The organism is Dyella sp., from assembly GCF_036384435.1.
Taxonomy (GTDB): domain Bacteria; phylum Pseudomonadota; class Gammaproteobacteria; order Xanthomonadales; family Rhodanobacteraceae; genus GSA-30.
On sequence record NZ_DASVMI010000118.1, the window covers coordinates 1 to 14,636 of the forward strand.

The 14,636-nt window shown below is 60.5% G+C and carries 14 protein-coding genes; 11 read left to right on the forward strand and 3 right to left on the reverse strand.

Annotated features, from left to right (window positions below; translation table 11 throughout):
• The 9 genes from VF436_RS12040 to tssE form a co-directional block, all read left to right on the forward strand.
• Positions 1–858 (forward strand): DUF4384 domain-containing protein (locus tag VF436_RS12040; RefSeq protein ID WP_330904273.1); only part of this gene is annotated, 858 nt, incomplete at its 5' end.
• A gap of 9 nt (positions 859–867) precedes the next feature.
• Positions 868–4,377, forward strand: a complete 3,510-nt coding sequence (locus VF436_RS12045) for a type VI secretion system protein (RefSeq protein ID WP_330904274.1) — start codon at positions 868–870, stop codon at positions 4,375–4,377.
• A gap of 32 nt (positions 4,378–4,409) precedes the next feature.
• Positions 4,410–5,474, forward strand: coding sequence for a type VI secretion system protein TssA (gene tssA / locus VF436_RS12050; RefSeq protein WP_330904275.1), 1,065 nt, complete (start codon positions 4,410–4,412; stop codon positions 5,472–5,474).
• Between the two features lie 351 nt (positions 5,475–5,825).
• Positions 5,826–6,344, forward strand: coding sequence for a type VI secretion system contractile sheath small subunit (gene tssB / locus VF436_RS12055; protein ID WP_330904276.1), 519 nt, complete (start codon positions 5,826–5,828; stop codon positions 6,342–6,344).
• Between the two features lie 47 nt (positions 6,345–6,391).
• Positions 6,392–7,876 (forward strand): type VI secretion system contractile sheath large subunit, encoded by a 1,485-nt coding sequence (gene tssC / locus VF436_RS12060; protein ID WP_330904277.1) that lies wholly within the window; start codon positions 6,392–6,394, stop codon positions 7,874–7,876.
• A gap of 27 nt (positions 7,877–7,903) precedes the next feature.
• Positions 7,904–8,392, forward strand: a complete 489-nt coding sequence (locus VF436_RS12065) for a type VI secretion system tube protein Hcp (RefSeq protein WP_330904278.1) — start codon at positions 7,904–7,906, stop codon at positions 8,390–8,392.
• 133 nt (positions 8,393–8,525) lie between these two features.
• Positions 8,526–9,041, forward strand: a complete 516-nt coding sequence (locus VF436_RS12070) for a hypothetical protein (protein ID WP_330904279.1) — start codon at positions 8,526–8,528, stop codon at positions 9,039–9,041.
• A complete protein-coding gene (locus VF436_RS12075) occupies positions 9,038–9,586 on the forward strand; it encodes a type VI secretion system tube protein Hcp (RefSeq protein ID WP_330904280.1) in 549 nt (182 codons plus the stop codon). Before VF436_RS12070 ends, VF436_RS12075 begins: the two co-directional genes overlap by 4 nt.
• 6 nt (positions 9,587–9,592) lie before the next feature.
• Positions 9,593–10,033, forward strand: a complete 441-nt coding sequence (tssE, locus tag VF436_RS12080) for a type VI secretion system baseplate subunit TssE (protein WP_330904281.1) — start codon at positions 9,593–9,595, stop codon at positions 10,031–10,033.
• On the opposite strand, the gene VF436_RS12085 is transcribed toward tssE, so the two are convergent.
• Both VF436_RS12085 and VF436_RS12090 read right to left on the reverse strand, forming a co-directional pair.
• Complete coding sequence (locus tag VF436_RS12085; RefSeq protein WP_330904282.1) at positions 10,021–10,953, reverse strand: alpha/beta hydrolase; 933 nt, start codon at positions 10,951–10,953, stop codon at positions 10,021–10,023. The genes tssE and VF436_RS12085 overlap by 13 nt on opposite strands.
• 9 nt (positions 10,954–10,962) lie before the next feature.
• Entirely contained in the window at positions 10,963–11,403 is a 441-nt protein-coding gene (locus tag VF436_RS12090) for a DUF1330 domain-containing protein (RefSeq protein ID WP_330904283.1), read from the reverse strand.
• A 410-nt stretch (positions 11,404–11,813) separates the two neighbouring features.
• On the opposite strand from VF436_RS12090, the gene VF436_RS12095 reads away from it, so the two are divergent.
• Positions 11,814–12,551: an SDR family oxidoreductase gene (locus tag VF436_RS12095; RefSeq protein WP_330904284.1), complete on the forward strand. Its 738-nt coding sequence runs from the start codon at positions 11,814–11,816 to the stop codon at positions 12,549–12,551.
• 21 nt (positions 12,552–12,572) lie between these two features.
• A complete protein-coding gene (locus VF436_RS12100; protein ID WP_330904285.1) occupies positions 12,573–13,781 on the forward strand; it encodes an MFS transporter in 1,209 nt (402 codons plus the stop codon).
• Between the two features lie 87 nt (positions 13,782–13,868).
• Here VF436_RS12100 and VF436_RS12105 read toward each other — a convergent pair.
• On the reverse strand, positions 13,869–14,636 hold a 768-nt coding region (locus VF436_RS12105; RefSeq protein ID WP_330904286.1), incomplete at its 5' end, for a dihydroxy-acid dehydratase.

The following is a 14,636-nucleotide window of genomic DNA, read 5'->3' on the forward strand; positions in this document are numbered from 1 at the left end:
GAAGAGCAGATCACCCCCCAGCCGTATCTGATGAAGGATCCAGTGGGTGCACGCTATCCCAGGCAGTGGGACGCGCTACTGATGAAAATTGGCGCGGTGGTAGCACTGCTGATACCGCTGGCTTATCTGGTGTGGTTCTTCATGTCACCCGACCGCGTGGCCGGTCCCAGCGTACAGCAGTTGGTTGACCGTGAATTGGCCGGTTACAGTTGCGCGGATCTGAGCGCGGCGGTGGACAAAGATGGCGGCACGGCGATAACAGGCTATGTATCCAGGCCAGTGGATCTGGAGCGGTTGCGCGGCGATGTAGCCGCGATACCCGGTGTGAAGACACCCAGCTACGCGGTAAAGGTGCTGATCTGGCCACATTGTGAAGTGGTCAAGTTGCTGACGCCGTATCGCCAACGCAACCTCGACCGACATGATGGCCTGTCGGTAACGCCGACCACCGGACACAGCGACCGCTTCGTGAAGGATGAGCAGGTCATCGTCAAACTCACCCAGGCGCGCCGCGATGGCTACATCTATATCGACTACTACACGGTCGAGGGGGAAGTCATCCACCTGTTTCCCAACCAGCGTGAGCCGCGCAGCGGCCAGCTGATCCCGGCCAGCCAGCAGATCGACATCGGTCAATCTGGAGTATCCGGTGGAGGCTGGATCACGGTTGATGCTCCCTTCGGGCAGGAGCTGATCAGTGTCGTGTCCTCCCCTAAACCGCTCTATGAAGGTATGCGTGCCGACAGCGAGTCTGCCAAGGACTATCTGCCGCTGCTCAAGCAGGCGATCGACGCCAACCGGACCGATGACAAGTTCGTGGCCGATTTCATGACCATCCAGACTGAACCGGCGCGCTGAGGAAATCCCATGAGCCTGAAAGACAAACCCTGGTTTAGGCCCGCGCTGTTCGTCGGTGGCGGCGTCGTGTTGCTGGCCTTGATCGTATTCGTGGCGCCGGCGATTGTGCCCGTCGTGCCGCCGCGCTTCTGGCAATTGCTCGGTTTGTGCCTGGCCGCGTTGGCGGTGCTCTGGTGGTTTACCCGGGGAGCGCGAAGTTACAGCCGCGCCGGGCGCGCCATGAAACGAATCGGCGATCTGGGTCCCGGCAATCCCGATGATGAGCGTGAGCCGCTGGCAAGGATGAGTGCGGCCATCCAGGAAGCCAAGCGAGCGATTCAGCGCTCGCCGGAGATGGCAGGCGGGCGCAATCCGCTCTATCGGGTGCCCTGGTTGCTATTCCTTGGCGATAACGATGCGCACGTACGCTCGCTGTTGCAGGCGGCTAGCGCGGTATCGCCATTCCCCGCGCCCGCGGCAGCCGACGCCGATGCCCTATGGCGCTGGTGGTTCTTCAAGTCGATGATTGCCATCGAGACCAGCCCCCGGCTGGTTTGCGACGCGAATGCCCGCACCGAGCGGGGCTTGTGGTATCAGGCATTGATGCAACTGGCCAGCGAGCGCGAACAGTTGCCGCTCAACGGTGTGGTGGTCTGCGTCGGGGCGCGCAGCTTGCTCGACGCGTCCGATGCGCTCAAAGACGTAGGCATGCGTCTGCGCCGCCTGGTCGATGAAAGCATGGAGCACTTGCAAGTCAACCTGCCGGTCTATGTGCTGGTCACGGGTCTGGAAGACTTGCCAGGCTATGCCACGTTCCGTGGCGCACTGCCGGCAGAGGCATTCAGTCAGGCGCTAGGGTGGCGGTTGCCGGAAAATGAAACCGTCAGCGCCGGCACCAGCGCGCGATTCGAGGATCTGTTTGCCCCGGTGGCCGAGCGCCTGCACGCCCTGCGCATGACCGCGCTGACCGCGCAGCATCACCCCGAGGGACGGCGTGGTGTCTTCGAATTCGTGCGATCGATCCAGCGGATGCAGACAGGCTTGCGCCAGGTAATCGGCCTTCTGTTGGAAGACAATCCATTCCAGCGCACACCACGTTGGAGGGGCCTGTTCTTTGCCGCAGGCGCCGACACGCATGCGCCCGCCGGTGGTTTCGTAGCAGATCTTTTTACGCGCTTCCTGCCCGTTGACCAGCCGTTGGCTACGACGAGTTTCAAGGGGAGCGCGGGGCGACTGGGAGTCGCCGCACTGGGTGTGGCTGCGTTGCTGGGGTTATCGATCTACCTCACCCATGGGTTGAGCCAGGCACGTAATGACGATGCACAACTGTTGGCGCAGACGCGGGCGGCCTGTACTGGGCGCGAGAACGCTGGAGCGAGTGGGCGTATCGCCTGGGTGGCCGGTTGCGGCCGTACTATCGAGCAACTGGAAGCCAGCGCTGACAAAACGCAGCTTGGCTTTGGCCTGCGTCGCTCCGATCGCGACATCGAACAGCTCAAGCACGAAGTCGTCGCGGATTTTTCCAGCCTGATCCTCGCGCCGTATGACCAGATGATCGACGAGGACATCGGCAATGGACGGGCGGGCCTCGAGCACGTGTTGGCGTTGACGCAACGTTTGCGGGTGCTTGATCGATGCAGGCATAGCGGCAGTGACTGCCTGGACAGCGAAGCACCGCATAATGTGGTGTTCGATTCGCAGTCGCGGCTGTTCGCGCCGTTTTTCACCGCCGATGCCGATACGCGGCGCGATCGGGATAACGCCCAGGCGCTTTTCAGCACCTACCTGGGTTATCTGCGATGGCAGAAATCGGCCGTATTGGATGATGAAGAACATCGCCTGCGTGGACAGCTGAGGCGTTTGCTCGCGGTTTACTCACCGCGACCGCAAGATATCGAGACCTGGGCTGACGCGCGCGCGGCGGGCCCCCGGTTGCAGGATTATTGGTTGCCCACTGGGCAACTGGTCGGTGTTGATGCGGGCAGCTTGCCGACTATCTCCGCTGCCTATACCGCCGATACCTGGCAAGGTGTCGTCGAGCCGATGAGCAAGACGATCGGGAATGCCTTGGCGGAAAAAAAAAGCCTGGCCGATGGCTTTCGTCATGCCTACTTCAGCGCTTATTTTCATGCATGGGCACAATTTCAGAGCCGGTTTTTTGATGGTGTGAAGCTCTGGAAGGGGCGTGGCAACGAGCTGGTTGCACGCGCGGCGGGTGACGAGAATCCCTACCGCTTTTTTTTTGAGAGCGAAAAGCGGCAATTGCTGAGCCTGCCATTGCAGTTGCCGCTATCCATGCGTTGGAGACAGGCCTGGGACGCTACCCAGGCTGCTGGCTGGGGCGGCTGGAGGCCGTTTGGCGTTTTTCTCTGGCATACGGTAGCCGGCTGGTTTAGCAAGTCCGGCGAGCCTGCGCCGACTTGGTTGCTCGCGCAGTTCGATACCCAGCGCCAGGTGCTGGCCAAGCAGAGGGCCTTGTTTGCCAACGGCTATCTTCGCTTGCAGGCGCAGGGAGGCGAGCAGAATCTGTACCAGATCATGGCCGATTTGTACCGGGCCAAGGGAGCACCCACGCAATCGCCCGCGAACGAATACGCCACGTTGCTGCAGAGCGTGGATCGGCCGGAGGACAAGTTCGCGGCGCAGTTCAAGGGCGACGATCTGGCGGCGTGGTCGGTCGTGCAGGGACCTTCACGCCTGCTGCTCTATCTCACGGTGCAGCGTGCTGCATCCTATGTGCAGCAGCGCTGGAACGAGGGGGTGGTTGCTCCGCTAAAGACCATGCCGCCGGAGCAACAGATGGCCGCGTTGTATGGTGCGCAAGGCAAGCTCAATGCATTCGTCAATGACTGGCTTGCGCCTTTCGTCAGTGAGAAAGAGCGCGCGCCTATTCGCGTCGGTGCGGTTGCCCTGCCACTGTCTGCTGGCTTTCAGGCCATGCTTGCCGCACAAAGCCAGACACAGCCAACCTCGAACGCAGACCAGCCGTTTCTGGCCGGTACGTTCATGTTTAGCGGACCCAGCCAACTCGGCAGCTTGATTGAAGGCAACACCGGTACGGTGGTCCAGATCGATTGCAAGGATCGTAATTACAGTACGACCACCAAGGCCGCGTCATTGGCGGAGTCAAAGCTGCCTTTGTATTGGTCGGCGGCAGGCTGTCTGCAAGCGACGGTGCGTATCAGCATGGAAACCCCGCCGCCGTCCGAAGCTGCCCTGGTACCGGCCGGCTCAGCTAGCGCGGCGAACGCCAAGCCACCTGTCGCGGCCGAGCCTCTGGTCGTGACCAAGCTGTATTCCGGGCAGGACGGTTTTCTGCAATTGCTCAAGGATTTCTCCACCGGCTCGCATGCGTTCACACTGGACGACTTCCGCGATTCCTATACCCCATTGCAATGGGCCGATATCGGTGGGCGTTTGCGCGATGTCGGTTTTGCCCAGGCCCAAGTATTTCTGACTATCGATCTATCCGATGCGATGAAGCAATACCTCAATGCTCGCCAGACGCCCGTGGCGCTGCCGGCTTCCATCATTGAATGAACCATGGCGGGAATAACCCGCAGGAGATATCCATGAGCATCGAACTGGCCCAGCTGCTTGCTCCCATTTCGCCCGATCAACCCGGTGGGGAAGACGTAAGCTTCGACGACGTCTTTGATCGGGTCCGTGAAGCCAGGCGTGCCGATGATCCAACCTTGCGCCAGGGTGACTGGCAGACCGAGCTGAAAGTGGCCGACTGGAAAAAGGTGATCCGCGAGGCCGCGCAGGTGCTGGAGCGCCAGAGCAAGGATCTGCAAATGGCGGTATGGCTGGGTGAAGCGCTGATCGCCAGTGAGGGGCTGGTTGGTGCAAGGCAGGCATTCGAGCTGTTGCATGGATTGCTCGATGGCATGTGGGACCATCTGTTTCCCGAACTCGATGGCGAGGATGCCGAGGAGCGGGCCGCCAAGCTGGCTTGGTTCAACATCTATGCGGGCGACGCGCTACGCAAGCTGCCGCTGTCCCCGGGCACCGTGCCGATGACCTTGGCCACATGGCTGGATTCGCGCGAAGTGGACAATCTTGCGCGGCAGAACCAGGAGGCGTGGAGCGCGGCGGTCGACGAGGGCCGGCTGACTGGCGAGGCGTTCGACAAGGCCATGTCCGAGAACGGCAACGATGCGCTACTGACGATGATCGATGCAGCCGATGGTGCACTGGCAGCATTCGAGCAGTTCAAGCGTAGTGCGGATGAAAAACTGGGACGTGCCGCGCCTTCTCTGGCGACTATCGAGGATGTTCTCAAGCGTATCCGGCAAGTTGTCGGCAAGACCGCACAAGCCAAGGGCATCGGAGTGGCGGTGGCCGAAGATTCGTCGGATGGGGAGGCAGGCACGCCACCAGGAGCATCGATGACAGCAGGTGGTCCGCTGGACCTTGAGGGCAATAGTGCCGCCAGTAAGGAGGCTGCCCTGCGCGCTTTGCGCGACATCTCCGGATTCTTCCGTCGTACGGAGCCGCACAATCCCATTTCCTTCATGATCGACAAGGCCATCGCCTGGGCCAACATGCCATTGGACGCATGGCTGGCGGAGGTCGTGCGTGATAGCAGCGTGCTATCGTCGATCCGCGATCGGGTAGGCATCGCCGGCGAGTGAATTTCCCGCCTCCCCCCATCGAAGGATCTACGTCGTCCACATCGCCTCTTGCATCACCAGGTAGGAGCGAATTCATTCGCGAAGCAATCTGCGATTCAGTCGCAGATTGGTGCTCTTAAGCTTTCCTTCCCGCGATTCCTCAACGCGTGGCATGGCGAACAAAATCACTCCTGCGACAGCCGCGCAGGTCACCCGCGTTACTCCTCCCTGGCAAACAACCCTGCGCGAAAGGCATAGGCCGCCGACTGGCCGTCCGGCTAATTCTTTCGCGTTTCACGCATTCCTAGACTTCCTCGACATTGCCGCCGCGTATGCGCGCTGCGGTTCGCCCAACGAGCAGGGAGATGACTCATGGCCAAGAAAGAGAGTACGCAGCACAAACTCGATCGGGTGCGCGCGCCGCGTGTGCAACTGACCTACGATGTGGAAGTCGGTGATGCGATCGAGAAGAAGGAACTGCCGTTTGTGGCAGGTGTGATCGGCGACTTCAGCGGCCAGCCGGCAGAGCCATTGGCCAAGCTGAAGGAACGCAAGTTCGTGAACCTGGACAAAGACAACTTCGACGACGTACTCAAGGGTATGAAACCGCGCGTGCAGGTGCAGGCGGAAAACAAGCTCAAGGACGACGGCTCGAAGATTGGCGTGGAATTGAATTTCCGAAGCCTTGAGGATTTCAGCCCAGAAAGCGTGGCCAACCAGGTCGAACCGCTGCGCAAATTGCTGGAGGCGCGTCGCAAGTTGGCCGACCTGCGCAACAAGATGGCGGGCAACGACAAGTTCGAGGAACTGCTCAACGAAGTGTTGCAGAACACCGACCAGATTACTCGGTTGACCAAGGAAGTGGGTGGCAAGCCCGGCGACGCCGAGTAAGCAGCCGCATCCGCCGCATCTACCCACACAGACCCATCGAGGCAACTATGGCCAGCACACAACAAGATGTCGCGCAGTCCCTTGGGACCGCTGCGGAAGAGGGCAGCCTGCTCGACAATATTCTCAGCCAGAGCCGCATCGCCAAGAACGATGCCGAGCGTGATCGCGCGCGCGACCTGATCGCCGAACTGGTCAATCAGGTCACAGACGGGCAGATCAGCATCTCCAGCGATGCCATCGCGTCGCTCGATGCGCGCATCGCCGATATCGACAAGCTGCTCTCCAGTCAGCTATCGGCGATCATGCATACTCCGGAATTCCAGCGCCTGGAAGGATCATGGCGCGGCCTGAAATATCTGGTGGACAACAGCGAAACCAGTACATCGCTGAAGATCAAGGTCTTCAATTGCAGCAAGAAGGAACTGATCAAGGACTTCAAGAACGCGTCGGACTTTGACCAGTCCACGATGTTCAAGAAGATCTACGAAGAAGAATACGGCACCTTCGGCGGTGCACCATTTGCCACCATGATCGGCGACTTCGAATTCAGCCGAAGCGCCGAGGACATGTACCTGCTTGAGGAGATGTCGCACGTGGCGGCCTCTGCCCATGCGCCGTTCCTCACGGCCGCGTCGCCGGAGTTGTTCGGTTTTGATAGCTTCACCGATCTTTCTGGCCCGCGCGATCTGGCCAAGATCTTCGATACAGTCGAATACGCCAAGTGGAAATCGTTCCGTGCGTCGGAAGATTCGCGCTACGTCGGCCTGGCCATGCCACACGTGCTGGGCCGTCTTCCCTATGGCCCGGAAACCACGCCGGTCGAGAGCTTCAATTTCATCGAGGACGTATCGGGCAAGGACCACAGCCGTTATCTGTGGACCAACGCCGCTTACGCGCTGGGTGCCAAGATCACTGATGCCTTTGCGAAGTTTGGATGGACGGCAGCGATTCGTGGCGTCGAGGGTGGCGGCCTGGTGGAAGGGCTGCCCACGCATACGTTCGCCACGGATGATGGTGAAGTGGCCTTGAAGTGTCCCACGGAAATTGCCATTACCGATCGTCGCGAGAAGGAGCTGGCCGATCTGGGCATGATTCCGCTGGTGCATTGCAAGGGCACCGACTACGCGGCGTTCTTTTCCACCCAGAGCGCGCAGAAAGCCAAGGAGTACAACACCGACGCGGCCAACGCGAACGCTCGCCTGGCGTCCCAACTGCAATACATTTTTGCTGTCAGTCGTATCGCGCATTATCTGAAATCGATGATGCGCGACAAGATCGGCAGCTTTGCCTCGCGCTCCAGCGTGGAACGCTTCCTCAATACCTGGATTACCCAGTATGTGCTGCTGGATGACAACGCATCGCAGGAAATGAAGTCGAAGTATCCGTTGCGTGAGGCCAGCATTGAAGTCGTGGACGTTCCCGGCAAGCCGGGAGCCTTCAAGGCAGTGGCCTTCCTGCGGCCGCATTACCAGCTGGACGAACTGAGCGTCTCGCTGCGTCTGGTGGCCGAGCTTCCCAAGTCGGCACGCTGAAACCCTTTCTTTTAAGGAACTGATTCCATGTCACAGAGCGACTTTTTCCTGAAGGTTGACGGCATCGAGGGCGAGTCCACCGATGACAAGCACAAGGGCGAGCTTGAGATCCAATCCTGGTCTTGGGGCGCGACCAACCAAGGCACGTTTGGTGCTGGCGGCGGTGGTGGTGCAGGCAAGGCGGACTTCACCGACATCACCATTTCCAAGTTTGCCGATAAATCCACGCCCAAGCTGCTTAAGGCGGTCGCGACTGGCCAGCACATCAAGAGCATGGTGTTGACCTGCCGCAAGGCCGGTGGTGACAAGCAGGAGTATCTGAAGCTCACGTTGGAAGACGTGATGATTTCCAGCTACCACTCTTCGGCTGCCGGTGGAAATAGCCCGATCCCGAATGAGTCGATTGGCTTGAACTACGCCAAGATCACCTACGAATACAAGCCGCAGAAGGCGGATGGCTCGCTGGAAGGTGCCGTCACGGTTGGCTACGACCGCCACGCCAACAAGGCAAGTTGAGATCAGGGTTGGGGCCACCGGACCTGCCATGCGCGGATGATGGGTGGCCCCGGCTCTTCGACTCGGGTGAGCGTGGTATCCGTTCGGCGGAATGCACCGTTGACGGCTTTTCATGAATCAGACGAGGTAGTTCATGGGCTGGAATACCAAGGTCGACGACTGGCAGGTGATGTGCGTGGGACAACTCGGCGGGGGAGCCGGCGCCGGTGGCGGCGTGTTCCTGTTCAATTTCCGCAGCGCGGCCTTGAAAGAAGCGCATCGTTTCACGTTCGTGGGAGGGGGCCTGGCTGCCGGCGGAAATGCGAGCGGGCTGAGTGTGCCGCCGGACTGGTCGCTACCGCAGGCGGGCTATGGCGACATGAAGCTCGACCGACCGTTCAGCCTGGACGATCTCAACCTGACCGCCGGTCGCGTGAGTACCATCGGTGCCGCTGCCGCACTGGGCTATTCGGCCATGTACATCACAGCCTCCACCAGTGCGGTGGGTATCCTTGCGGCGTCGATCGTGGGTGGCACTTTGTTTCATTCGGTGTACTGCGGCGGTTTCGGCATGGGAGTGGGGGCTTCGGGCATCGCCGCGGCCGGCATCTGGAAATGGACTGGCAACCTCGGCGGTTATAGCAATTCCGACTGGAATGACTTCTTTTGAGCAGCGACTTCTTCCTCAAGCTTGATGGCATTGGCGGCGAAGCCAAGGATGCCGATCACACCGGCGAGATTGAAATCGACGGCTGGTCGTTTGCGGTCAACGATGACCTGGGCGATAGCGGCGCGGTCGAACGTCTCACGGGTGGCATCGGTGATCTTCCGAAGTTTCGTCGGGGTGCCGAGGCCGCTTTCTATGGCATCACGGCGGGTGTCAGCGTGGGGGACCTGCGCTTGATCAAACGTGTTGATGCTGCGTCGGCGCCTTTGTTGAAGGCAGCCACGACTCAGCAGAAGATCGCCAAGGCGGTGCTGACATGCCGCAAGGCCTCGGGAGAAGAGGGATTGGAGTATCTGCAGATCCAGTTGAGCGATGTCACGGTCAACAAGTGGAAAGTAGGCGTGGGCAACAACGATGTGTTGCCGGTGGAGGAACTCGTGCTCAGTTATACGCGCATCGAATTCACGTACCAGCCGCAAGGGCGTACCGGTACCTCCGAGGGCAAGAAACTTGCCGGTTGGGATCGCAAGCTCAATTCGGCGATGTAAGCGCACATGCGTAGCGTATTGGACCGTCTTGCCGACAAACCGTTGCCCGAAGATAGCGGTCGTGCGATTTCCCTGACCGAATTTCGCGAACTGGTGTCGCGCGATCTTGATGCGTTGCTCAACACACGTTCGGAAGCCGCGCGGGTCATTCCCGAAGCATTCGAAGCCTGCCGCCAGTCCTCGCTGACATATGGTATTCCCGATTTTTCATCGAGCAATCTGCTTAGTCCACGCGATCGCGACCGTATCCGCCGATCGCTGGAGGCAGCGATAAGCCTGCATGAGCCACGCCTGACGAGGGTGCGGGTGGTGATGGAGGCACAGCGCGCCTATGAGCGCGCGCTGCGCTTTCGTGTCGAGGCCCTGGTGCACTTTGGCGGCGAGCGTGAAAAAGTGCAATTCGATGCGGTGTTGCAGATCAATACGCAGTCCTATCAGGTCAGTTGATGCGGGCGGCCCAGGTCTGAAAAATCTACTTGGCGCGCGACGCGCGCGATGGCGTCGATTACCACGGGGTAGAGTACGGCAGGCAAATCGTGTCCCATGCCTTCGATCAGGAGAAGTTCGGCACCGGGGATCGAGGCCGCTGTGTCTTGACCGCATGCAGGCAGGATGAGCGGATCCTCCAAGCCATGAATGACCAGAGCCGGTAGCCGCAGCGTGGCCAGCCGTGGGCGAAGATCGCCCGTTGCCGCCAGTGCCGCGATGTGGCGTGCGAAGCCGCCAGGGACATGGGCACGTCGTACTTCCTCACGCAGTAGCGACAATTGCACACTTTCATCGAAAGCATGCCCTGTGCCTGCGATCCGTCGTGCGAAGGCAAGCCCGTGGGCGATAAATGCCATTTCGTTCGCGGTAGGATCAGGAGCAGGGCGCATCATCATGCCCATGACATCGGGTGCTGCCGGAGGCAGGGCTGGATTGCCCGTACTGGACATGATCGAGGTAAGCGAACGTACGCGCTGCGGATAATCGCTGGCCATGAGTTGCGCAATCATGCCGCCCATGGAGCGTCCTACTATATGGGCGCTCTCGATGCCGAGTGCATCGAGCAGCGCGATGGCATCGCCGGTCATGTCATGCAGCGTGTAAGGCACCTGCGGTTGCCGGCCAGCCATCAAGGTGCTTACCAGCGTCGCGAGGTCAGGTGCGGGCTGGTCGGTGAAGTGAGTGGAGCGTCCGGTGTCGCGATTGTCGAAACGGATAACGCGGTAGCCGCGTGCGACCAGTGCCTCGCAAAAATCCGATGTCCAGCGAATCATCTGTGTGCCCAGCCCGGCGATCAGCAGGATGGCGGGAGCGCTATCATGGCCGAAGCTTTCGTAAGCCAGATCGATGCTGTTGGCCTTGAGTCTTTGGATTGCCATGTTCTTTCCTCAGGCGGGCATCGGTAGCGCGGTCAGGGGAAGCAGCCGTGAATCTTCAAGCGCGGCAGCGCGATGGCCCAGGCCCACCAGATAGGCCTGGTTACTGGCGAAAGCCAGAAACGACGACACACTGCGTTGCCGGATCATCATCGCCATATCCCATGATTCATCGTCGGGCCCTATCAGCCAGGCGTCGGCGGAGCCGAGGAACATGATTTCGCCTCCGCTTTCCTGGAGAAACGGCAAGGTATGGCGGATGTAGCGTTCAAACGCCTCGGCGCCGCAAATGGGTTCGGCAGGAGCCAGTGCGGGATGGGCCGAGTAGTCGGCCACACTGCGAAAGCGCAGCAGGTTGAGCATGACGACGTCACCTTCGATGCCTCGCTGTACGAAGCGGCGGCCCGTTTCAGCGGACGGTTCCAGATAGCGCATGGGCTGGGGAGTGCTCATTGATGATTCCTTGAGTGGCTCAAAAGGCGCTTGGGCAGGGACGGGCGTGTCTCTGGCACCCGCGTGCCGGATATTTTTAGCCGGGTAAAAATGGAAGTCAATATGACCCGGGTAAAATTTGTGAAACCTGACGTCTCGGAATCTCACAGTCGTCGAAGCGCCTTCCCGGCTGCTGACGTCGGTATGAATGGCTAAATAAATCAATATATTGGATGGATATCCGGGAGGCCGTCCCAGATCCTGGCAATGCGAATATGAAATGCGAATAATTGATCGTATTCTTGAATGCGATTAATCCATCGCATTTCGAGCATCAGCTTGTTCGCGATGACGTCCCTTGCCATCTCTCTTTTTTCGCGTCGGCCGCCTCTCGTGACAGCGTCCGGGGCGTGCATGACGGAGTACATTCCATGTCTCATTCCATTCGCACCGCCATCGTGACGGGTGCATCCAAGGGCATCGGCGCTGCCGTGGCGCGACGACTTGCTGCGGACGGTTTCCATACCATCGTCAACTTTTCTTCCAGCGCGAACGAGGCTGGGCAGGTTGTGGCCGCGATCAATCAGGCCGGTGGACGCGCCATGGCCGTCGGTGCCGATGTGGCTGACGCGGGATCGATACGTGCCCTGTTCGACCAGGCCGAGGCTGTGTTCGGTCCCGTCGACGTGCTGGTGAACAACGCCGGCATCAGCAAGGGCGGTTTGTTGGCGCAAGTGACCGATGAAGACTTCGAGCGCCAGATCGCGGTGAATCTCACGGGCAGCTTCAACGGCATGCGCGAGGGAGCCCGGCGCATTCGCGATGGCGGACGCATTATCAACCTGTCCACCAGCATTATTGGCCACTATCAGCCTGGCCATGGTGTCTATGCTGCAACCAAGGCCGCGGTCGAAGCCATGACGCACGTACTGGCCAAGGAATTGGGCGCGCGTGGCGTCACGGTCAACGCGGTCGCTCCGGGGCCGGTTGCGACCGAACTGCTGTTGACCGGTCGGTCACCGGAACTGATCGCGCGCCTGGTCGGTGACATTCCGCTCGGACGCCTGGGCGAGCCGGATGATATTGCCCATGTAGTGTCCTTCCTGGCCAGTGCGCAGAGCACCTGGGTCAACGGGCAAATCATCAAGGCCAATGGCGGCCGCAACTGATCGTAGCGCGAGCCATACGACATGACTTCTTCCTATGAACGCCAGCCCGGGCTGGCACGGTTACTGCTGCTGACTGCGATTCTTTTTGTCGGCTATCTGTGTGTTGCCATCCCGTTGCCCAGCGTGCCGGTATACGTCACTGCGACGCTGGGCCTTGATAACGCTTGGGCGGGCTTGGCTGTGGGGGTCGCTTTCTTCGCCACCATCCTCACGCGAGGACGTGCCGGAGCATTCACCGATCACCATGGGGCCAAGGCCGCGGTATGGCGTGGCTTGAGCCTGTATGCGGCAGGTTCGCTGATCGCGTTGGTGGCCGGCGCATGGTCGTCGCAACCGTGGCTGGCATACGGTGTTCTGCTGTTGGGCCGTTTGGTGCTCGGACTCGGCGAAAGTCTGGTCGGCGTTGGTGTCATCAGCTGGGGTGTCGGTATGGTAGGGCCAGCGCAATCGGGCAAGGTCCTGGCCCTGGTGGGAGCTGCCATCTACGGTGCACTGGCCATTGGCGGGCCGATCGGCTTGCTCGTGCTCGATCATGCCGGCTTTACCGGTGCGATGCTGCTCAGTGCCGTGCTGCCATGCCTGGGGTTGATCGCGATATGGCGCATGCACGGCATTGCGCCGCATCCGCAGGCCGATCGTCCGCCCTTAAGCGCGGTGATCCGGCGCATCTGGATGCACGGCATGGTGGTATGCCTGCAAGGCATTGGTTTCGCGGCGATCGGTGCATTCTTTGCGCTGTATTTCATGCATCGGCAATGGATGCACGCGGGCCTTGGCCTGACGGCATTCGGCACCGGTTTCGTGCTTGTCCGCCTTTGTCTTGGCCACCTTCCCGATCGCATCGGTGGCTTGCCGATCGCCATCGGATCGTTGGTGGTCGAGGCCATCGGCCAGGCCATGATCTGGAGCGCCCATGATCCGTTGCTGGCCCTGGCTGGCGCCTTCCTGACCGGGCTGGGGTGTTCGATGGTATTTCCCGCGATGGGTCGCGAAGTAGTGCACCTGGTGCAGCCTCATCTGCGGGGTACGGCATTGGGCGCATATTCGGCATTCCAGGATCTGGCCTATGGCCTTACCGGCCCGGTGGCGGGCTTGCTGGCTGATCGGGCGGGCTACGATAGCGTGTTCCTGATCGGCAGTGCGGCAGCCCTGGCAGGCCTGTGCATGGCGATATACCTGCGTTTTCGCGCCTTGGCCGCGGCGGAAGCATCAACGCGGCCGCTGGTGTGATCCCTGTAGAAGTGAGTCAGGAGTGAGACGAGATATTATCCTCGCCGCCTCACTCCTGGCCGCCGCCGCGTGGGGCGGCCTTGCTCTTCAATCCTCGAGCATCGCCTTGTTGCGTACCGCGCCCTTGTCGGCGCTGGTCGCCAGTAACGCATAAGCCTTCAGTGCGGTGCTTACCTTGCGTGCGCGCGTTTCGGTCGGCTTCCATCCCTTGGCGTCCTGTTCGGCACGACGTGAGGCCAGCTCGTCATCGTCGACGAGCAGGTCGATGCGCCGATTGGGAATATCGATGCGGATGCGGTCGCCCTCGCGAATCAGGCCAATGGCACCACCGGCGGCGGCCTCCGGCGACACATGGCCGATCGACAGACCTGAAGTGCCACCAGAAAAGCGCCCATCGGTGAGCAGGGCGCATTGCTTGCCCAAGCCCTTGGACTTCAGGTACGAGGTGGGATAGAGCATTTCCTGCATGCCCGGACCGCCGCGTGGACCTTCATAGCGGATGACCACGACGTCGCCGGGTTTGATCTCATTGGCCAGAATGCCCCTGACCGCCGAATCCTGGCTTTCGAAGACCTTGGCCTGGCCTTCGAAGACCAGGATGGATGCATCCACGCCGGCAGTCTTCACCACGCAGCCGTCCTGGGCGATGTTGCCGTGAAGTACGGCGAGCCCACCTTCCTTGGAAAATGCATGCTCGTAGTCACGAATGCAGCCCTCGGCGCGATCATCGTCGAGGCTGTCCCAGCGCGCGGCCTGACTGAAGGCAACCTGGGTCGGTATACCGGCCGGGCCTGCCTTGTAGAACGTACGGATGGATTCGTCCCGGGTCTGCGTAATGTCGTACCTGGCCAGCGC

Coding starts and splice junctions, on each gene's coding strand:
- VF436_RS12045 (WP_330904274.1), top strand. CDS start 868: ATGAGCCTGAAAGACAAACCCTGGTTTAGGCCCGCGCTGTTCGTCGGT.
- tssA (WP_330904275.1), top strand. CDS start 4,410: ATGAGCATCGAACTGGCCCAGCTGCTTGCTCCCATTTCGCCCGATCAA.
- tssB (WP_330904276.1), top strand. CDS start 5,826: ATGGCCAAGAAAGAGAGTACGCAGCACAAACTCGATCGGGTGCGCGCG.
- tssC (WP_330904277.1), top strand. CDS start 6,392: ATGGCCAGCACACAACAAGATGTCGCGCAGTCCCTTGGGACCGCTGCG.
- VF436_RS12065 (WP_330904278.1), top strand. CDS start 7,904: ATGTCACAGAGCGACTTTTTCCTGAAGGTTGACGGCATCGAGGGCGAG.
- VF436_RS12070 (WP_330904279.1), top strand. CDS start 8,526: ATGGGCTGGAATACCAAGGTCGACGACTGGCAGGTGATGTGCGTGGGA.
- tssE (WP_330904281.1), top strand. CDS start 9,593: ATGCGTAGCGTATTGGACCGTCTTGCCGACAAACCGTTGCCCGAAGAT.
- VF436_RS12085 (WP_330904282.1), bottom strand. CDS start 10,953: ATGGCAATCCAAAGACTCAAGGCCAACAGCATCGATCTGGCTTACGAA.
- VF436_RS12090 (WP_330904283.1), bottom strand. CDS start 11,403: ATGAGCACTCCCCAGCCCATGCGCTATCTGGAACCGTCCGCTGAAACG.
- VF436_RS12095 (WP_330904284.1), top strand. CDS start 11,814: ATGTCTCATTCCATTCGCACCGCCATCGTGACGGGTGCATCCAAGGGC.
- VF436_RS12100 (WP_330904285.1), top strand. CDS start 12,573: ATGACTTCTTCCTATGAACGCCAGCCCGGGCTGGCACGGTTACTGCTG.